Here is a 19,053-nt window from a genome sequence, read left to right as displayed (position 1 = left end):
TCCGCTCTTCACTCACTAGTTTCGTCCAATCTTCTCGGTGCTGAAAACCGGCCATTTTGAGCTTCGATTGTATTACTTCATTTTCAAATCTTAATTACGGGATTCGATGCCCTTGCGGAGGGCGTTCCATGCCAGCGTTGCGCATTTGATGCGGGCCGGGAATTTGTTGACGCCCGACAACGCTTCGATATCTTCAAGCTCCTCGAATTCCACCGACTCGCCCTTCATCAAGGAAGAGAACCGCTCTGCCATCTCAAGCGCCGCTTCGAACGTCTGGCCTTTGACGGCCTCCGTCATCATGGAAGCGGAGCTCATGCTGATGGAACAGCCCTCGCCCGTGAACTTCGCGTCCGTTACCTTGCCGTCTTCAACGACGAGCTGCAGCGATATACGATCTCCGCAAGTCGGGTTGTTCAGGTTGATCGTAACGGCGTCGTCGTTCATCGTGCCGCGGTTTCGAGGATTTTTATAATGATCCATTATGACTCTGCGGTACAAATCATCCAATTGCATGGCCGAAGAACTCCTTTGTCTCGATGAGACCACGAACCAAAGCATCGATGTCCTCTTCGGTATTGTAAAGATAAAAGCTTGCTCTGGCGGTTGCCGACACATTTAGCCAACGCATAAGCGGTTGGCAGCAGTGATGGCCTGCACGGATTGCAATGCCCTTGGCATCCAGCACGGTCGCGACGTCATGCGGATGCACATCGTCCAGATTAAACGTAATGAGACCTACGCGCCCGTTCTTCGGTCCATAAATCTCGATTCCGTCGATCTCCGACAGCTTATCGTAAGCATATGCCGCAAGCTTGCGCTCATGACGGTCGATCTCATCCATGCCGACGCTCTCCAGGAAATCGATCGCGGCTCCAAGGCCTACCGCGCCGGCAATGATCGGCGTGCCTCCTTCGAACCGATAAGGAATCTCCTTCCACGTCGATTCGTATAGATCCACGAAGTCGATCATCTCGCCGCCGTATTCGATCGGCTCCATGTTATTTAGCATCGACTTTTTGCCGTACAAAGCTCCGATGCCCGTAGGGCCGCACATCTTGTGACCGGAGAACGCGTAGAAGTCTGCGCCAAGCTCCTGCACATCCACTTTCTTGTGCGGGGTGCTCTGCGCTCCGTCTACGACCATGATGGCGCCGTTGCGATGGGCAATCTCCGCCACTTCCTTGATGGGGTTCACGACGCCAAGCACGTTGGACACATACGTCATCGCAACGACCTTCGTGTTCGGCGTAATGACTTCTTCTGCATCCTGCAGCAAGATCGTGCCGTCCGGCTGCAACGGAATGTACTTTAACGTAGCTCCCGTCGCTTTGGCGGCTTGCTGCCATGGAATCAAGTTGCTGTGATGCTCCATCGGCGTAATGACGATTTCGTCGCCTTCCTTGCATACCGCCCTCGCATACCCCGTAGCGACCAAGTTCAACGCCGTTGTTGTCCCCCGGGTGAAAATTATTTGCTCGGGAGTCTCCGCGTTCAGGAACGCCGCGACTTTCGCGCGTGCTCCTTCATACGCGTCGGTCGCGCGGGAGCCCAGCGTATGCACGCCGCGGTGAACATTCGCGTTATCCAGCTCATAGTACCTTTTCATCGCATCAATGACGGAACGCGGCTTCTGCGAAGACGCCGCGCTATCCAGGTAAACGAGCGGATGCCCGTTTACCTCTTGATGCAATATCGGGAACTGCTCCCGCACCGCATTTATATTCATCCCTCTAGCTTCCTTTCGAGTAGGCGCTGAAGTTGAGTGCGTACTGCTTCTACGGAAATCTCCGATACGACCGGCGCGAGGAAACCATGAATAATCAGGCGTTCCGCATCGGATTTGCTGATGCCGCGCGACATCAGGTAGTACACCTGCTCCGGATTGACTTGGCCGACGCTGGCCGCGTGGCCCGCCGTTACATCGTCCTCGTCGATCAAAAGAATCGGATTGGCATCGCCGCGCGCCTTAGAGCTCAGCATAAGCACCTTCTCCGTCTGAACGCCGTTCGCCTTCGTCGCTCCATGTTCGATCTTCGTAATGCCGTTGATGATCGCGGAAGCCGAATCCTTCATAACGGCGCGGGTGATCATGTTGCTGTCCGAGCTCTTGCCGAAGTGAACCGCCTGCGTTGTAAGGCTCATCTGTTGCGCGTTTTTGCCAACGCTGATGACTTTTACGTCGGAAGTAGAACCTTGGCCCTTCATGATCGACTTCGTGTCGGACAACGTGTTGCCATCGTTGAGATCGCCGATAATCCACTCGACACGTCCATCATTCTCTACGACTGCGCGGCGCATCGTCATGTCGACTCCGCTCCCGCCCATGGAATGTACGGATCCAAAGCGAACGAGCGCGCCCGGCTTCACGAACACTTCCACGACAGAAGGATGTACAAATGGCGACGATACCGCCGAGTTGTCGGTTACAACACAGTCGACGTAAGTGACACGACTGTTGGAATCGGCCACGATCAGAATATGAGGAGCAAACGTTGCGTCCGCATTGTCATTGAACAAAATCGATTGAAGCGGAAGCTCCACTTCCACATTTTTCGGCACGTATACGAATACGCCGCCGTTCCACAGCGCCGCGTTCAGCGCCGTCAACTTGTCCTCGTCCTTCTTCACGGCCTGGAAAAGATGGGGCTGCACGAGTTCGCTATGTTCCTTGCATGCCGTCTCCAGATCGGTAAAAATAACGCCTTTAGCAGCCAGCTCGGCCGATAGTTGTCTCCAAGCCGTGCCGGAATTGCGTTGTACAATCAGATTCTCCGTACCTTCCGAGACAAGTTCCTGTACGACCGAAGGAAGCTCGGTCAGCGACCCGGCAGGCGTGGAAGCTGCATAACTTCCGACAGCCGTAAGGTTCCAGCGCTCGATGCGCACCTTCTCGGGCTTCGGCCACTCAATCGTTCCAGCCAGTTCGGCAGCTTCGCCGCGCAGCGCTACGAGCCATTCCGGCTCGCCCTTGCTCCGTGCCAGAGCTTCCGCGGAACCGCGGTCGGTCGGAGTCGTTAGTTGTGTACTCATTGCCATTAACCTCCTTCTCCGATTAAGCCTGGCCTACAGTTTCGTCTACGATGCCCAGTTCTTCCTTCACCCAGTCGTAACCCTCGTTTTCCAAGCGCTGAGCCAGTTCGGGACCGCCGGATTTCACGATGCGGCCTTGCATCATAACGTGAACGAAGTCAGGTGTAATATAGTTCAGCAAACGTTGATAGTGCGTAATGATCAGGAAGCCGCGATCTTCGTTGCGCATCGCGTTTACGCCGTTCGCTACGATGCGAAGAGCATCGATGTCGAGACCGGAGTCGATCTCGTCGAGCACGACGATCTTCGGATCCAGCAGCATCATCTGCAAAATTTCGTTACGTTTCTTCTCGCCGCCGGAGAAACCTTCGTTCAGGTAACGATGCGCGAACTCCGGGTTCATCTCGAGCTCTTTCATCTTGCCTTCCATCTGACGGATAAATTTGATCAAGGAAATTTCGCTGCCTTCTTCGCGGCGTGCGTTAATCGCGCTGCGCAGGAAGTCGGAATTCGTCACGCCCGGAATCTCGCTAGGATATTGCATGGCAAGGAATAGACCGGCGCGCGCGCGCTCGTCAACTTCCATCTCCAGCAGGTCTTCGCCGTCAAGCGTTGCGCTGCCTTCCGTTACTTCGTATTTGGGATGACCCATCAGCGCGGAAGCCAGCGTACTTTTGCCGGTGCCGTTTGGTCCCATGATGGCGTGAATTTCTCCGCCTTTGATTTCAAGATTGATGCCTTTTAAAATTTCTTTTCCTTCGATTTCGGCCTTCAGACCGTCGATGACAAATTGTGTTGCCATTGTATGCTATCCCTCCAAAGGTTGGTTTACTTCTTAAAGAAGTTGTTCAAAAAGTCCGCTTTTCATTACGAAGTCATCCTGGAAGCGTACTCGACGTCGAATATCGAATTCAGCCGAACCTTCCGGTGCTCACGTAGCTTCCACTACGCTCCGCTCCTCAGGTCCTAGCTTCATCCAATCTTCTCGGTACTGATAACCGAACTTTTTGAACACGAACTGAAAGAAATGATTCTCAATGATTCTCAATAATCATTTTAATATAGTTTTAGTTATAAATCAATGAGCGTTCGTATCCGTTCGCGTTCTTCTGCGTACGTGTCTGCGGTTAGAACGGGCTTCATTGCTGGCTCCGGCAGGCTGTCTTCCAGCCTTACCCATGACTTGCAGCCGTTATAAACCTCTCTCATAGGCGCATATACCGGCTCGTTAAGCTTGTATGTCTTCATTAATAAAAGATGAAGCGGCTTCTTGCGCTTCCACTTGAGTCTCTCCTCGGCGAACGTATCCGTCCAAATATGGCAGTCCCTCAGCTTGTCCAGCGTTTCCTGATCCGTAATTTCGATGTCGTCCGTCACTTCCGCGTACGTGTCCAGCTTGACCCTTTCCATGCCAGGCGACCATTCCTCGAGCGTCTCGTCCATCCCGTCCTGATAAGGATGCTTAAGCAGCTCCTTGCGCTGATGCTCGTACGCCGGCATGAGATAGAAGCTGTGGCTGAGGAGCTGGAAGTCTCGCGTCTCCTCGATAATCCCCCCTTTGCGAAGCACAAGGATCTGTTTGCCTTCGCGCAGCGCTTTGACCGAAACCGCCCATTCCTTCAGAGCGATCATTTGCCTTTTTTGCTCATCCACCTTAATATGTACCTCCTTGCATCTCCGTCTCCGTCGTCCGCATTGGACATCCTTCTATTGTGAAAAAAACGGCGACGGATGTCAATCTGTAAAGAAGCAAGGTATTCCATGGCGAAAGCTAATCCATTATACTAGGAGTGGTTGTTCAGAACGATTTTCCTGCTGTCCACTATTATTGACGTCTGGAACGGATTCGAAACGAAGTCCGCGTTATGAGAAGAACATGTGGACGAAAATCCAAACACAACCCCAAACACCGTGCCGCAACTCCTTGCACGGACTCGATGTTTGGGTTTTTATGTGTTACATCATCCGTCTCAGCGCATCGCTGCCCTTCATGCCGGCTACGATTCCCATAGCCTCTGCCGTATAGGTTACCGATTCCAACGGAGCGTTTAACAGCTCTTCCAATGTGCGGACGCCGACTGCTCGCCCTGCAACGATCTCCCTGTCCGCGAGCTTCTCGTTCAAAAGCGTTACGTCAAGCGCTCCGCACATGATATACCCTTTATCCGTCGAGATGGATAAGAGCGTCGTCTTCGGCAACTTCACTTCGACACCGAGAACGGTTTCTCCGCCATCCAGTACGAATGGGACCATCCTCATCATATGAAATCCACCTCCTTCGGATGCGCGGATCTTATGCGCAGAATCGTATTGATTCACAGTATATGCGGGAGTTTGGACTCAGTATGGACGAATGCGGAATAGGTCTACTTGACCAAGCGAATTAATGATATATTATAGCTATTCCATCTTTATGATACGGAGGCACTACATGATGAAACGGAAGCCGCCCGGAACAAAGCTTTCATCCTTTGTATTTCAAGTTGATATTATGATCGAGGATCGACATCACGCTCAAGCGCTGGAGAAGCTGATTGCCGGACTTAACGATGCGGAGTTCGATGACTATCGGATTACTTCAGGTATTCGCCTTGGCGAACTCATTGACGAGAGGACCATCGAAGGCGCCGAGCCGGAACCTGTACCGATCGTACCTCAGCAACCGAATTCCGAGACTTCTGCCAAAGCGGACTCTGATTCGAGTGAAGGCTTCGCCCCTATACGAGCTTTCATGAAGAGCAACAAGCTTATCCGGCTAATCGTCAACAGGGGACTGGGCATCAAGCTCAGCATACCTTGCCGAATTATTAACATGGATGAAGGGGAGCATTTGATCACCGTCTATCATGTGGACGAGAAGCAGGTTTACACGTTTCGACTGAACGAAATCGAGGATTTCATCGAATGAAAACACAAATACCCTTGAATGTGATTTAAAATCCAATATGTCCAGTCACTCACTATTGCCTAACGGACATACCCGACATTATTGGCAACATCATCGTACATATTGGCTCCATTACGACCCTGTAGTGTTTTTTCTGTCGGTTAGATTTGTTTGAAGTTAAAAATCGGACAAATAACGTCGCTGGTGTCTGTTAGATTCTCAACCTTTTGTTTCACAAGTCTGGGAATTTCATAATTTCCTAAACACAAAGCAAAACGGCGGCGTCCCTGGTGGACGCCGCCGTTTTGTCGCCGACCAGCTACATCAGCCGGCCTTTAGCATTTGTTCAATATTGTCGCTGCTGACGGGAGGACTGCAGAAAAATCCCTGCATTTCGTCGCATCTATGTTTCTTCAGGAACTCCATCTGCTCCTCCGTCTCGACCCCTTCGGCAATGACCTGGATGTTAAGATTATGTGCCATCGCGATGATAGCCGCCACGATCTCCGCGTCGCTAGGATCCTGTTGAATATCTCTTACGAAAGAACGATCGATCTTGAGCCTGTCGATCGGGAAGTTTTTGAGATAGTGGAAGGAACTATACCCCGTTCCGAAATCATCTACGCTAATACCGACGCCAAGATTCGTAATCTCCAGCAAGCATCGCGTAATATGGCCAACATCGATCGTCATGGACTCCGTAATTTCCAGATCAAGATACTTCGGCTCCAGACCGGTAGTCTCCAGAACTTCCGCAATGCGGCTTGCCAGGTCATGCTGCAGGAACTGCCTGATGGAGAGATTAACGGATACCGGAATCTTAGCGAGTCCTGCATCCTGCCACTCCTTGTTCTGCCTGCATGCCTCCTCCAGCACCCAATCTCCGATCTGAACGATCATGCCGCTCTCTTCTGCCAATGGAATGAAAGCTCCGGGAGCCAGCAGTCCTCGAACAGGATGATTCCACCTGACCAAGGCCTCGACGCCTACCATAATTCCGCTCTTTAGATCATACTGCGGCTGGTAATGAAGCACGAATTCATGGCGTTGTATGGCCCGGTACATCTCATGCTGAAGCTTCAGCCGCTCGAAGGAGGAGTTGCTCCAGCTGTCCGAATATAACATACAATCGTTTTTGCCGTTTTCTTTTGCCTTAAATAGAGCCATATCGGCTTTCTTGAAGAGGGTATAACCGTCATCCTGCTCGTTCCTGTTCGTAACAAGACCGATACTGGCGGTTATATGAACGGGGAAACCTTTAAGCTCGTACGGTTCCTCTATCGACTTAAGGAGGTGCCGGGCAAACTCCAGCAACTTTTCTTCGGAATCGACCGTATGAAGAAGAAGTGCGAATTCATCGCCTTCCATTCGCGCAACCATCATATGTTCAGGCAAATTGCGCGAGATGCGTTCCGCCACCTGCATCAACAGCATGTCGCCAAATTCCCTTCCGAAGGAAGCATTTACGAGCTTGAAGCCATCCAGATCAAGATAACAGATGCCAACCAGCTTCTCGTCTTCCTTGGCTCTCGACAAGCTCTCCGTCAGCTTCATCTGGAACAAGGTACGATTCGGCAGTCCAGTCATATCGTCATAATAGGCCATATATCTAATTCGTTCCACATTGCGTTTCCGATCGCTAAGATCATGGCTGATCATCAGCGTGCCGATGACTTCGTGATCCTGTATCATGGGAGCGCAAATCACTTGCATCTCGAGTGGAAAACCTGTTCGGTGGGTAATACTAATGTTGTTCTGCACGGTCTGGCCTTGCAGCGATCGCTCCAGACTATCCTTAAGAAGTGCTCTGCTTGCGGGATCAATCATTCGCATGAGCGGCTCCCCGATCATCTCCGAACGCTGATAGCCGAGCATGCGTCCGGCCGCTTCATTTAGCTCCAGCACGCGGCCGGAGCGATCGAGCACGGACAAGGGGACAGCCTCCGAACGCAGCAATGTATCTACGATGGCTGAGTGAAAGCGTCTAAAGCTGCTTAGCGGATGACGACGCAGCCATAAGACGGCGGCCGTTACAAGGAGCGCGGCCGATACCGTCAAGGATATCCATCTTAACATCATGTCCGAGATCAAGACAAATGAAACTACAATCCAAACCGCGGACATGGCCGTTAATCCGATCACGCCAAGGTTCATTAGCTCGTTCAAGGACAGCGGGCTTCGCTGATTTCGTGCTGAAGGCAAATCTTCCATATCTTTCGCCACACACAAACTTCCTTCCTCAATGTCGAGTCAAGCGATAGCTAGGTTTATTATAAACGAATTGGTGGCGTTGGCATAGAAATATTTGCTATAGCACTAAAAGATTTGGCGTTTTCGCTCGAAAAGGGGCGAATCAAAACACGTTATTTGCTCTTTCGATGTTGATTAAGGACGCCTGCAATGACAAAGCCCCAGCCTGCCAACATGGCAACGCCGCCGATTGGCGTTATCATGCCGAGCTTGGAATAACCGGTCAAGGCAAGAACATAAAGACTGACGCCGAAGATCAGCATGCCTGCGAGCAAGAGCCTTGCTCCAATGACTGCCTTCTTGCCTCCGCCCGCAATCTTATCCATTAGAGCAACAAGCATTAAACCGAGCGCTCCGTACATATGGTATTTGACTCCGGTCTCGAATATGTCAATATAGTGCTCCGTTATTTTTCCTTCCAATCCATGCGCGCCAAAAGCGCCTAACGCGATGGCCAGCGCCGCATTGACAGCTCCGATTACAAAATAAGCTGGAAACATTTTGTTTTCATCCCTTCCATTTTCCTGTATAATTTTTGGCATCATTGTCCAAAGGAGAATCCACTATGACAGACAACAATCAATCTGAGAACAGGCCATTCGATAATAATCAATATCGGGAACATGAACATTCGCAACCGCACACGCAGCCATTCGGGTCCCCGTTTCAGCCCTTGGAACCGGACACTGAGATTCATAAACATTCCGGCATCGGCATCGCTTCCTTCGTCCTGGCGCTCGTCGCGGTTCTGCTGGTCGTAATCGCCATTATCATAGCTGTAGTCGGAGCTAGAGGCCTGGCCGAGGATCAGAGTCTGCTTACGGAATTAGAAAACTTCGCAAACCTTTACGGTCCCGGTCAAGAAACCGAACTCGGCAACGCCTTGATGGATTCCGAAATCTTCGGCGAATTCATCGCGACCTTTCTGTTCGCCGGAGTGCTCATGTTGGGATCGCTCGCGCTTGCTTTCGTCGGGCTCATCCTTGGCATCGTCAGTGCGGCATCCAGAAAGCGAAAGAAGACGTTCGGCATCATCGGTCTTGTGCTGAATGGCCTTTTCGTGGTCGGCACCATCGGTTTGTTTATTGCTACAATCGCCCTTGGCATGGGTTCCGTTTAGCAGCGCTGTTTTACTACCCCCGCTTCGTCATATTAGTGACGGAACGGGGGTTTTCTCATTTGAGCAAAAACGATGTTGTGCTGTAACCCTCCTTGGTCTTGTTTACTTCCAGACACGCCGGGAAAGCTTCCTTTAACTCCTGGACATGCGAGATTACGCCGATCATCCGGCCCGCCTTCTGCAGATCGACGAGAGCAGCAATCGCTTTGTGAAGTGACTCCTCGTCGAGGGAGCCGAAACCTTCGTCTATCAGCATCATGTCGATTGAGACGCCGCCTTGGTGGGATTGTATGACATCCGTCATCCCCAGGGCGAGGCATAAGGAAGCATTAAACTTCTCGCCGCCCGACAGCGACTTCACATCCCTGTTCTGGCCGGTGTACGCATCGTATACATCAAGTCCCAGGCCGCTCTGCTTTCCTCTCGTCTCCAGCCTGTCACTGCGTTGCAGCTGGAATTGCCCGCCCGACAGCTCGTGCAGCCGCACGTTGGCCATCGCCACGATCTGTTCCAGATATTCGATCAAAATATATCTCTCAAACGACATCTTGAGGCTGTTATCGCCTTTCATCATACCGTAAATATCCAGGACGCGCTCCAGCTTCTCCTCCAGCTCCCCTGCTTGACGAGCGGCACGATCCACGGATGCCGCCAGTCTGGCGGCCTCGGCGGCGAACCGCAAGGAAGACTGCTCCTCGCCGAGCAGCTCTTCGTGTTTCCCGCGCGTTGTCATAATTGCTTCCTGCAGGTCTTCAGGGGACAGCCACTGGGTGCCGGACAGCTCGGACTCCAGAGCGGCGACCGCCTCCGCGGCGGCGAGCACCGCAGTACGGTAACGTTCCGTCTCCTGCTTCAAACGTTCCTGCTCCGCTTGAGTACGCACAGCACCCGCGTAATCCTCCGCCGAGAGGAAACCCGCTTTGGCCAGCTCCGAATGCAGGCGCTGTCGCGACTCCTTCTCGGACAACTCCGCTTCCGCCGCTTGCTCCGTCGCTTGCTCCGCATGGGCCTTAGCCGCTGCCAGATTCGCTGCGGCTGCCTGCAGGCGCTGCTGGGCAACCTGCCAGGAGCGATTAAGCTCGGCTAGCAAACTCTGACGCTCCGCCTGCCTTGTCCGCAGCGCATTCGTCTCCCGCCATTGCTCCGGCACACGCTCCAGCTCCTTCGCGTATGCCGTCTCTTTTCCCGCGTTTTCCAGAGCTAGGCTCTGCGTTTCGGCACGAAGCCTGTCCTGCTCCCGCTCCAGCGTCTCCAGCTCCTTGTCGGATTTGGATATTGCAGAACGAATCGATTCTAGCCGCCCGGACTTCTCCTTCAGCGCATCCAGCTCTTCCTTGCATGACTTCCAGGCCTGTCTCAGCTCGCCTTGAACCAGACGTAGCTTTTCGATCCGCTGACCGTTCTGCTCCTCAGGCGGGAGTGGGGGCAGAAGCTCGGCCAGCTCGTCTAATTCCGCTTGCCAGTTGCCGGTAGCCGCGGCTGCCTGCGCTTTGGACGTCATCAGTTCGCGCTGTACGGCCGCAAGAGTCTCCTTCGCCCCTTCAAGCTCCTCCTTCGAAGGCATCTCCTCATGCATCCCCGCCTTTTGGGGATGCGTTACGCTGCCGCACACCGGACAAGCGTCGCCATCATGCAGATGTTTTGCCAGCAAGCCGGCTTGACCCTCAATCCAGCGCCGCTCCAACTCGGATACTCCCGACTTGGCCGCAGAAAGCGCCCGCTCGCCTTCTCGCTCCAGCTCCATCCAGCGTCCGATCTCGGCACTTAGCTCCAGCAGCCTCTTGACGCCTTTGCCTTGTCGCTCCAGCCCGGCAAGCGCCTCCGCTTTCTCGGGCAGCGCCGCAGCTGCCGCTTCGCATTCCTGCTGCTCCAGCGCCGTACGCTGCCGCGACTGCTTGCTTGCGGTTATAGACTGGGCCGCTTCAGCCAGCTTGCTTTGCGACTCCATCTCCCGGCGCTTAAGCTCGGCCAATGCTTCTCGTTGCGCGGCTAGAGACTCCACAACGCTCGTCAGCTCCGATAGCCGATGAAGCTCCAGCTCAACCTCTCTGCGTTGCGGCTCCTTATTTGCTTCGGCATCATGGCTTGCAGCAGCTAGCAACTGCTCACTTTCCGCAGCGGCAAGCTGCTCGCTTCTCAGACGCAAGCCTTCGTAACGGAGCTTCAGAAGCTTCGTCGCATTGGCGGCTTGTTCCGCATAAGGTGTCAGTCCGTCCGCTCTAGCGGCAAGCGCAAGCTCTCGTTCCAGCCCCTCGATCTCACCTTGCCTAGCAGCAAGAGTCTGGCGTTGCGCACGCTTAGCCGCTAGCTCCTCGTGCTTCGCATTTAGCGACAGCCGCGCCCGCAGCGAATCCTGCAGCGCATCCAGCGCGGATGCCGTCTCTAATTTGCGACGTCCTGCTGCGGCTGCTGTATCCTCATAATGGGCTGCTTCCCCTTGCAAGGCCTCCCTTACCTGCACGGCATTGTAGTTTTCCTGCCGAAAAGTGGCTGCCAACGGACTGTCCTCGCGCTGCGGCAACGCTTCCTCCGCCTGACGCATGACGGCGGCGGTCGTCGCCCGGGCATCTTTTAGTCCATCCGACAGCTCGCGGTATCGCGTCTGGAACCGGCTCTCCAATCTCTCAAACAGCTCTGTCCGGAATATGCGGCGAAGGATATCCTCTTTATTATCCGTATCGGAAGTAAGCAGCTTGCGGAATTCCCCTTGCGGGAGCATAACAATCTGGCTGAACTGCTCCTTCGTCAAGCCGATAACGGCAAGCAGTCTCGCGTTCACCTCCGTTGTGATGAACCGGTCCACCGCCGGAACCGCCGTCTCCCCCTCGACTACGTATAGCTCCGTCTTCTCGCCGGTCTCGCTTCTGTTGCCGCCCTTGCGATGCTTCATCTGGCGGAATACGCGGTAACATCTGCCCCCGGACTGAAAATCGAGCTCCACCGACGTATGCGTCTCGTCATCCGCGAAGTGACTGCGCAGCATCCGCGGATCGGCACGGTCCTCTCCGCTCGCGGTGCCGTAAATCGCGAAGGTGATGGCATCAAATATCGTCGTCTTGCCCGCTCCGGTATTGCCGGAGATGACAAACAATCTGCGTTCGCCAAGCTCTGCGAAGTCGACTGTCTCTGCATCCCGGTATGGACCGAACGCGGTCATCGTCAGCTTAAGCGGCCTCACGTCAATCCCTCCTCCTCGCGTACAAGCGCTTCGTATTCGGCGGAGAACATGGACCGTTTCTCCGGCGTCAGCTCCTGCCCCTTAACTTCCATATAAAAGTCCGCGAACAATTGCACGGGATCTCTCTCCTTGCGACTGACGGAACCATCCGCCTCCGAAGAAATTCCCGAGGAACCGGCGGCTGTATTCGCCATGGCGATTCTTCGCTCTACATGCATCGCGTTTGGATAGACGGCCCGCACCTTCTCCATGGGGAACAGCACGGGATTGTCGTTCAGCAGCGTCACGTACACGTAATCATCGTTAACGGGATGTTTCTCAAGCTCCTCGATCGACGCCTCGACTCTGCGCATATCTCGCAGCGGCTTCAGCTCTCGCTTCTCTATCGCGGCCTTGCCGGCCTCGTCGAGCTTTACGACCAGATAACCTTTGTTATGACGCTCCTCGGAGATCGAATACTTCAGCGGCGAACCTGCATAACGGATCTTCTCGCTTCTGACGTAGTGTGCCTGATGCAAATGGCCTAAAGCCGTATAGTGAAAGCGGTCGAACAAGCTTGCGCTGACATATTCCGCTCCCCCGATCGCAAGAGGACGCTCGGAATCGCTGGTGTTGTCGGCAGCTTCTCCAAACGGCGTAACGAAGGCATGTCCCACCAGCACATGTCTTACATCCGGGTTCATACTTTCGGTCAGCCTAGTTGTGATCGCCCGCATGGCGTCGTTATGGCTCCGAATGTCTTCGTCTCCCAGCACATGCCGTACGATTGCGGGATCGGCATACGGAACCAGATGGAAGTGCACCTCGCCGAATTCGTCCCGCAACACGACCGGTTTGGGCTGAGACCGAAGCTGCCCCGTAAGATGCAAGCCGCGCCCTTCCATAAGAGCCGTTCCGAAGCTAAGCCGGTCCGGGCTGTCGTGATTGCCCGCAATGGCTAGCACGGGCACGCCTAGCTCCGCCACGATCGTCTCAAGCACGTCATCCAGCAGCTCGACGGCTTCCGTAGGCGGCACGCCTCGATCGTACAGATCACCGGCGATAATGACGGCATCCGGCTTATCCCTTCGAATATCCTCAATAAATTGATTAAGCACATATCGCTGATCCTCGGTCATATAAACGCCATGAACCAGCTTGCCTAAGTGCCAGTCCGCCGTGTGAAACAATTTCATAGTACCTCCCCCTGCACGGTTTGCCCCGCGCTCCTGCACAAGCTCTTCCTATTATTCTATCACTCGCGGCATCTGCTAGCCATCATGCTCTCAGTCAATACTTTTTGCTAGATTTGGACTAATTTCCTTCACATAACCACCCGCGGACTGAATATATTGAATATTAACCATGTAATCAGCAAGGAGGTGCTCCGACATGAGACCAGCGGAGGCGGAAGGCGGAAGGCGGCATGTTATCCGTCAGCCGAGGGAAGATTGATCGGGCTCCGTGGGAGTGGCATAATTAACTATAGGACTCAGAGGTGATAAAATGGCTTCGGAACCGCTTTTTATCGTATCGCGGGAGGATTGGTCGCTCCATCGCAAAGGCTACTCGGATCAAGCGAGGCATCAGCAGAAGGTGCAGGAAGCGATTCGCAAAAACCTCCCTGATCTTGTCTCCGACGAAAGCATCGTGCTGTCCGATGGCCGCAAGACCGTCAAAGTCCCCATCAAAAGTCTCGACGAGTCACGTTTCATCTATAACTACAACAAAAAGCAGCACGTCGGACAAGGCGACGGGGATTCGCAGGTTGGCGACGTTCTCGGCGTAGATCCGCAAGCCGCCAAAGGCCCTGGCAAAGGAAAAGACGCCGGGGATCAACCTGGCGAAGATCTCGTCGATACGGAGATCAGCATCGACCAATTGGAGGATATGCTGTTCGAGGAACTCGAGCTGCCGAATCTGGAGCAAAAGCAGAAGGAACAACTGCAGACCAGGGAGATCGTTTTTACCGACATCCGCAAGAAAGGAATTATGTCCAATATCGATAAAAAGCGTACGCTGATGGAGAATCTTCGTCGCAACGCAAATGCGGGCATATCCGGAATCGGCGGCATCTCGCCGGACGACCTCCGTTACAAAACGTGGACGGAAATCGTCAAGCCGCAGTCCAACGCCGTCATTCTTGCGCTCATGGACACGTCAGGAAGCATGGGCTCGTTCGAAAAGTATTGCGCGCGCAGCTTTTTCTTCTGGATGACCCGTTTCCTTCGTCGCAAATACGAACATGTCGAAATCATCTACGTGGCACATCACACTGAAGCTAAAGAAGTGACGGAAGAGGAGTTTTTTACACGGGGGGAAAGTGGCGGAACGATTTGCTCTTCTGCGTACCAAAAAGCACTGGATATCATAGACAGCCGTTATCCGACCGCCGCATGGAACATTTACCCATTTCATTTCTCGGACGGTGACAATTTAACTTCGGACAATGAACGTTGTGTTAAGTTGATATCGCAGCTAATGGAACGTTGCAACATGTTCGGCTATGGGGAGGTTAACCAATATAATAGAAGCAGTACGTTGATGTCAGCATACAAACATATTCATGATAAGAAGTTTATGTACTCGATTATTAAGGAGAAGGGCGAGGTCTATAAGGCATTAACGACATTCTTTTCGAAAAGAAATAAAACAGTATAAAATGAAAATAAGCCGACGTGACCGCAGTGCGATTACATCGGCTTATTTGTTTTCTTTGCCAGTCCGCTTCCGGATAACTTAATCTCGAATACCGTCCAATACATGTACGAACCGGGCCGTTATGTATGGAGTTCCACCGTCTCAATACATTATTGATCGTCTGCATCCCCTCCCTTGCTCCTGCCGCGTATCATTTTATTTTCTCCTTTAAGTCCGATTTGTTTAAGGCTAAAAGCCTCCCTGAATCATGCCGCGCTGTTGGCCAGGGAGCCATGTTATAGTGATGCTAAATAAAAAAAGTCGACTTAACCGCAATCTATTTAGTCTGTACTGCCTTATCTTACGACAAGGCAATTATGATATACTTGGCACAATACATCGATTAATTCATATGATCACAGCTATCCGAATGCAAACCGATATACGAAGGCACGGTCATCGTTTTTCAATAAGGTGTCCCCATGAACACCCTCTCGTGCTTCAGCTTCCGAAGTAAAACATTATTATTGGCGGTGTAAAAATGACATCCTTTCTGCAACTGAATACAATCTTTCTCAGTATGGTCATGGAAGCCATTCCGTTCGTGCTGGTGGGCGTGCTGATCTCCGGACTTATCCAGTCGTTCATTACCGAACGTTGGATTGCTCGTATTATGCCGAAGAACCGTTTCCTCTCGTCCTTGTTCGGCTGCAGCGTCGGCATTCTCTTCCCCTCCTGCGAATGCGGCATCGTCCCGATCACGCGCAGACTGCTCGGCAAAGGCGTACCGCTCAATGCCGGCATCGCCTTTATGTTAACGGGGCCTATCGTTAACCCCATCGTATTGTTTTCGACCTACGTGGCCTTCGGCAATGATTGGCGGGTCGTCGCGATTCGAGCCGGGATGGCGTTTGCCGTCGCGCTATTCGTCTCCGTGACCATCGCCATGCTCTTTCCCGCGCTGCCTTTGCGGCAAGCGGTACAGGAGATGGCTGCTGCGTCCACGCCGCTTTCCGAAATCCCCAGAGCGCCAATGCCGCTTCATCGCAAGCTCGGCTCCGTTCTGACCCATTCCGTCGAGGAGTTTTTCTCCGTGGGCAAATATTTGGTACTTGGCGCCTTCATTGCGGCTTGCATGCAGACGTTCATCCCGACTTCGTCTCTACTTCATATCGGCAGCAATCCCGTTATGGCTTCGCTTGTTATGATGGGACTAGCCTTTACGATGTCGTTATGCTCGGAAGCCGATGCCTTTATCGCCTCTTCGTTCCGAAGCAGCTTTTCGTTGGGATCTATCTCAGCCTTCCTTGTATTCGGGCCTATGATCGACATCAAAAATACGCTTATGTTGCTTGGCACTTTCAAGTCCAAATTCGTCATCGTGTTAATCGCGCTCGTTAGCATCAGCACGTTGGCCGGATCCTTAATCGTGGGGAGGTTGATTGGATGATCCGATTTTTTATCCTGCTTGGCTTCGCGTTAATGTTCGCGATCATTCACCAGAACGGCCAACTGAATATGTACATCAATACCAAATACGCTTATCTGTCCATAACCGCCATCGTGCTTCTGCTTTTGCTGGCAACTGTGGAGTTTGTGCGCGTATATCGTCTTGACAAGGACAAAGAACGCGAACAGCAAGAGCGGCAAAACAAAGAGACGAGCCAAGCTTGCGAGAGCGCTCACGACCATACGCACCATCATGAAAACCATGACCAAGAAAAGGGCCATCATCGCCATCATCATGATCATGCCCATGATCACCAACACGACGATCACTATGGACTGGACCACTCGCATGAACCGACGGTCAGATGGAAGCGCATAGTAGGCTACCTGATTTTGTTCGTGCCGATCTGCACTGGTATCTTTCTTCCCGTTCAGACGCTGGATTCCAGCTTCGTGAAGGCCAAGGGCTTCTCGTTCCCGATGCCACAAGAGATCGATGCCGGAGTGCCGGGCGAGCATCAGTTCCTAAAGCCGGATTCCAGCGTGTTTTATGGCAAAGAAGGTTATGACCGGCTTAAGAACAAGGAGCTTGCCGAATTTGTCGGACAGACGGATATCCGGCTGGATGACGGCAACTACATGAAAGGAATGGAGGTTATCTACAACTTCCCTGGAGAATTTATGGGTGATCGTCTCTCCTTCACCGGATTTACCTACAAAGGAGAGCAAGCAGACGCAGAGCATTACTTCCTCTTTAGATTCGGCTTCATTCATTGCGTGGCAGACTCTGGCGTATTCGGCATGCTGGTGGAGTTCCCCAAAGGCGCTTCCTTCAACGATGACGAGTGGGTGCAAGTCTCCGGCAAGCTTGCTTCCCAATATTACCAGCCTTTTAAACAAACGATCCCCGTGCTGCGCGTCGTATCGTGGGAGACAATTCCGCAGCCAAGCGATCCATATGTCTATCGTAATTATTAAAAAAGAGCATTCCAGGCCATTAAGCTTGGAATGCTCTTTTTATTCAACTCATTCCGTTGGCAAGAACTCATTAATTGGTGAGGGATTAAGCCCTGTTTGGCCATCAAGCCCCTTAAATTCGTAACCTTGCCTCCTGGCCTCGTCAATTATGTTGCCAAGAGCCTCGGCATTATCCTTCGACACGGAATGCAACAATAGGATGGCGCCGGGATGAAGCTGCTTGGTTACCTGCTCGAACGCGTACGCTCCCCCGCGCTGCGCATTGACATCCCAATCCTTGTAGGCGATCGACCAGAATACGCTCGTGTAACCATGACGTTTGCTGACGGCGAGTACATGATCGTTAAAGATGCCTCTCGGCGGTCTAAGGAAGGTCATGCTTTGCTGGCCAGTGAGCCCTTCAACCTGTTCCTTCACTTTCGCCAGCTCGGAGGCGATTTGACTCTCCGATAACTGCGTCATATCCGGATGGCTCCAGGAATGATTGCCGATGAGATGCCCATCAGCAGCCATACGTTTAAGCAGTTCCGGCTGATCCTTTACAAAATGCCCCGTCACAAAAAATAACGCGGGCACGTTTTTTTGCTTGAGCACGTCTAATATTCGAGGCGTATAACCGTTCTCGTAACCGTTATCGAAGGTTAGAAACAACTCCTTCTTTGTCGTGTCCCCGAGGAAAAGCGCGCCGTTTTTCGATAAAACCGGCTTAAATCCCTCCTCATCAATCGACGGCAGCGAGCCGTTAACGCTTTTTTTGAAACCGAAGTGATACGCGCCCGGCGATGCGTCAATCCTATTCCCGCCGACTGGCCAAACCGCCAGTCCCAGTCCTAATACGATAAAGACCGTCTGAACTATCCATTTAGTCAATGCGAATGCACACTCCTCTCTGTAACGATTTTCTGACAGCATTCTCTGTAAATAGCTTCCCCCGGACAGGGCTTTCTGATTACAACAAAAAAATACTGACGCCGTTATGCAGCGTCAGTATTCGTTATAAGTTCATTTAATTTGTTCGTAAATGGTCGGGATGACACGATTTGAACATGCGACCCCCTGGTCCCAAACCAGGTGCTCTACCAAGCTGAGCTACATCCCGTAAAAATAATGGAGCGGAAGACGGGAATCGAACCCGCGACCCTCGCCTTGGCAAGGCGATGCTCTACCGCTGAGCCACTTCCGCAAAAAGCTGGTGCCGTCGAGAGGACTTGAACCCCCAACCTACTGATTACAAGTCAGTTGCTCTACCAGTTGAGCTACAACGGCACAATATGGTGACCCGTAGGGGATTCGAACCCCTGTTACCTCCGTGAAAGGGAGGTGTCTTAACCCCTTGACCAACGGGCCATACAAATTATGTAGCAAAAGCTACGGAGAAGGAGGGATTCGAACCCTCGCACCACTTACGCAGTCTAACCCCTTAGCAGAGGGTCCCCTTGAGCCACTTGGGTACTTCTCCAGGAAATGGCTCCCCGAACAGGACTCGAACCTGTGACAACTCGATTAACAGTCGAGTGCTCTACCAACTGAGCTATCAGGGAA

16 protein-coding genes and 6 tRNA genes are annotated in these 19,053 nt (G+C 52.6%); 5 read left to right on the top strand and 17 right to left on the bottom strand.

Features of this window, described 5'->3' with window-relative positions:
* Positions 1-90: 90 nt before the first annotated feature.
* From sufU to B1748_RS29320, 6 genes are all read right to left on the bottom strand, one after another.
* Positions 91-513, bottom strand: a complete 423-nt coding sequence (gene sufU, locus B1748_RS29345; protein WP_087571518.1) for a Fe-S cluster assembly sulfur transfer protein SufU — start codon at positions 511-513, stop codon at positions 91-93.
* Entirely contained in the window at positions 500-1,726 is a 1,227-nt protein-coding gene (locus B1748_RS29340) for a cysteine desulfurase (RefSeq protein ID WP_087571517.1), read from the bottom strand. The genes sufU and B1748_RS29340 overlap by 14 nt, the downstream gene beginning before the upstream one ends.
* Entirely contained in the window at positions 1,723-3,030 is a 1,308-nt protein-coding gene (sufD, locus tag B1748_RS29335; protein WP_087571516.1) for a Fe-S cluster assembly protein SufD, read from the bottom strand. Before sufD ends, B1748_RS29340 begins: the two co-directional genes overlap by 4 nt.
* A 22-nt stretch (positions 3,031-3,052) precedes the next feature.
* Entirely contained in the window at positions 3,053-3,832 is a 780-nt protein-coding gene (sufC, locus tag B1748_RS29330) for a Fe-S cluster assembly ATPase SufC (protein WP_087571515.1), read from the bottom strand.
* 269 nt (positions 3,833-4,101) lie between these two features.
* Positions 4,102-4,683: a DUF1802 family protein gene (locus tag B1748_RS29325; protein WP_256976019.1), complete on the bottom strand. Its 582-nt coding sequence runs from the start codon at positions 4,681-4,683 to the stop codon at positions 4,102-4,104.
* A gap of 303 nt (positions 4,684-4,986) precedes the next feature.
* Positions 4,987-5,292, bottom strand: a complete 306-nt coding sequence (locus tag B1748_RS29320; RefSeq protein ID WP_087571514.1) for a YunC family protein — start codon at positions 5,290-5,292, stop codon at positions 4,987-4,989.
* Between the two features lie 169 nt (positions 5,293-5,461).
* On the opposite strand from B1748_RS29320, the gene B1748_RS29315 reads away from it, so the two are divergent.
* Positions 5,462-5,938 (top strand): hypothetical protein, encoded by a 477-nt coding sequence (locus B1748_RS29315; protein ID WP_143810407.1) that lies wholly within the window; start codon positions 5,462-5,464, stop codon positions 5,936-5,938.
* A gap of 303 nt (positions 5,939-6,241) precedes the next feature.
* Here B1748_RS29315 and B1748_RS29310 read toward each other — a convergent pair whose 3' ends face one another.
* Together B1748_RS29310 and B1748_RS29305 are read right to left on the bottom strand one after the other, a co-directional pair.
* Positions 6,242-8,140, bottom strand: coding sequence for a putative bifunctional diguanylate cyclase/phosphodiesterase (locus tag B1748_RS29310; RefSeq protein WP_087571512.1), 1,899 nt, complete (start codon positions 8,138-8,140; stop codon positions 6,242-6,244).
* A gap of 140 nt (positions 8,141-8,280) precedes the next feature.
* Positions 8,281-8,667, bottom strand: a complete 387-nt coding sequence (locus tag B1748_RS29305; protein ID WP_087571511.1) for a DUF423 domain-containing protein — start codon at positions 8,665-8,667, stop codon at positions 8,281-8,283.
* Positions 8,668-8,732: 65 nt separating this feature from the next.
* On the opposite strand from B1748_RS29305, the gene B1748_RS29300 reads away from it, so the two are divergent.
* Positions 8,733-9,287, top strand: coding sequence for a hypothetical protein (locus B1748_RS29300; RefSeq protein ID WP_087571510.1), 555 nt, complete (start codon positions 8,733-8,735; stop codon positions 9,285-9,287).
* Positions 9,288-9,342: 55 nt separating this feature from the next.
* On the opposite strand, the gene B1748_RS29295 is transcribed toward B1748_RS29300, so the two are convergent.
* Both B1748_RS29295 and B1748_RS29290 read right to left on the bottom strand, forming a co-directional pair.
* Positions 9,343-12,465: an AAA family ATPase gene (locus tag B1748_RS29295; protein ID WP_087571509.1), complete on the bottom strand. Its 3,123-nt coding sequence runs from the start codon at positions 12,463-12,465 to the stop codon at positions 9,343-9,345.
* Positions 12,462-13,640, bottom strand: coding sequence for an exonuclease SbcCD subunit D (locus B1748_RS29290; protein ID WP_087571508.1), 1,179 nt, complete (start codon positions 13,638-13,640; stop codon positions 12,462-12,464). Before B1748_RS29290 ends, B1748_RS29295 begins: the two co-directional genes overlap by 4 nt.
* Positions 13,641-13,950: 310 nt before the next feature.
* Between B1748_RS29290 and yhbH the strand changes: the two genes are divergently transcribed.
* The 3 genes from yhbH (at position 13,951) to B1748_RS29275 (ending at position 17,511) form a co-directional block, all read left to right on the top strand.
* The gene (yhbH, locus tag B1748_RS29285; RefSeq protein WP_087571507.1) at positions 13,951-15,105 is read left to right on the top strand and encodes a sporulation protein YhbH; all 1,155 of its coding nucleotides are present in this window, start codon (positions 13,951-13,953) and stop codon (positions 15,103-15,105) included.
* A 520-nt stretch (positions 15,106-15,625) separates the two neighbouring features.
* Positions 15,626-16,534, top strand: coding sequence for a permease (locus tag B1748_RS29280; protein ID WP_087571506.1), 909 nt, complete (start codon positions 15,626-15,628; stop codon positions 16,532-16,534).
* Entirely contained in the window at positions 16,531-17,511 is a 981-nt protein-coding gene (locus B1748_RS29275) for a TIGR03943 family putative permease subunit (RefSeq protein WP_087571505.1), read from the top strand. Before B1748_RS29280 ends, B1748_RS29275 begins: the two co-directional genes overlap by 4 nt.
* A 48-nt stretch (positions 17,512-17,559) precedes the next feature.
* Here the strand turns inward: B1748_RS29275 and pdaA are convergent, their stop codons facing one another.
* From pdaA to B1748_RS29240, 7 genes are all read right to left on the bottom strand, one after another.
* A complete protein-coding gene (gene pdaA, locus B1748_RS29270; RefSeq protein ID WP_087571504.1) occupies positions 17,560-18,423 on the bottom strand; it encodes a delta-lactam-biosynthetic de-N-acetylase in 864 nt (287 codons plus the stop codon).
* Between the two features lie 110 nt (positions 18,424-18,533).
* A tRNA-Pro gene (locus B1748_RS29265) sits at positions 18,534-18,610 on the bottom strand.
* A gap of 9 nt (positions 18,611-18,619) precedes the next feature.
* Positions 18,620-18,694, bottom strand: a tRNA-Gly gene (locus B1748_RS29260).
* A 7-nt stretch (positions 18,695-18,701) separates the two neighbouring features.
* A tRNA-Thr gene (locus B1748_RS29255) sits at positions 18,702-18,777 on the bottom strand.
* 6 nt (positions 18,778-18,783) lie between these two features.
* Positions 18,784-18,858: transfer RNA gene (locus tag B1748_RS29250), tRNA-Glu, on the bottom strand.
* 24 nt (positions 18,859-18,882) lie between these two features.
* A tRNA-Ser gene (locus B1748_RS29245) sits at positions 18,883-18,970 on the bottom strand.
* Positions 18,971-18,976: 6 nt separating this feature from the next.
* A tRNA-Asn gene (locus B1748_RS29240) sits at positions 18,977-19,052 on the bottom strand.
* Position 19,053 lies beyond the last annotated feature (1 nt).

It is taken from the genome of Paenibacillus sp. MY03 (genome assembly GCF_002165585.1).
Taxonomy (GTDB): domain Bacteria; phylum Bacillota; class Bacilli; order Paenibacillales; family Paenibacillaceae; genus Pristimantibacillus; species Pristimantibacillus agaridevorans.
This window is presented reverse-complemented; position numbering and strand designations above follow the sequence as displayed.

Bases quoted from the DNA above. Each gene is read 5' to 3' on its own strand.
- sufU (WP_087571518.1), bottom strand. From the start codon at position 513: ATGCAATTGGATGATTTGTACCGCAGAGTCATAATGGATCATTATAAA.
- B1748_RS29340 (WP_087571517.1), bottom strand. From the start codon at position 1,726: ATGAATATAAATGCGGTGCGGGAGCAGTTCCCGATATTGCATCAAGAG.
- sufD (WP_087571516.1), bottom strand. From the start codon at position 3,030: ATGAGTACACAACTAACGACTCCGACCGACCGCGGTTCCGCGGAAGCT.
- sufC (WP_087571515.1), bottom strand. From the start codon at position 3,832: ATGGCAACACAATTTGTCATCGACGGTCTGAAGGCCGAAATCGAAGGA.
- B1748_RS29320 (WP_087571514.1), bottom strand. From the start codon at position 5,292: ATGATGAGGATGGTCCCATTCGTACTGGATGGCGGAGAAACCGTTCTC.
- B1748_RS29315 (WP_143810407.1), top strand. From the start codon at position 5,462: ATGATGAAACGGAAGCCGCCCGGAACAAAGCTTTCATCCTTTGTATTT.
- B1748_RS29305 (WP_087571511.1), bottom strand. From the start codon at position 8,667: ATGTTTCCAGCTTATTTTGTAATCGGAGCTGTCAATGCGGCGCTGGCC.
- B1748_RS29300 (WP_087571510.1), top strand. From the start codon at position 8,733: ATGACAGACAACAATCAATCTGAGAACAGGCCATTCGATAATAATCAA.
- B1748_RS29290 (WP_087571508.1), bottom strand. From the start codon at position 13,640: ATGAAATTGTTTCACACGGCGGACTGGCACTTAGGCAAGCTGGTTCAT.
- yhbH (WP_087571507.1), top strand. From the start codon at position 13,951: ATGGCTTCGGAACCGCTTTTTATCGTATCGCGGGAGGATTGGTCGCTC.
- B1748_RS29280 (WP_087571506.1), top strand. From the start codon at position 15,626: ATGACATCCTTTCTGCAACTGAATACAATCTTTCTCAGTATGGTCATG.
- B1748_RS29275 (WP_087571505.1), top strand. From the start codon at position 16,531: ATGATCCGATTTTTTATCCTGCTTGGCTTCGCGTTAATGTTCGCGATC.
- pdaA (WP_087571504.1), bottom strand. From the start codon at position 18,423: ATGCTGTCAGAAAATCGTTACAGAGAGGAGTGTGCATTCGCATTGACT.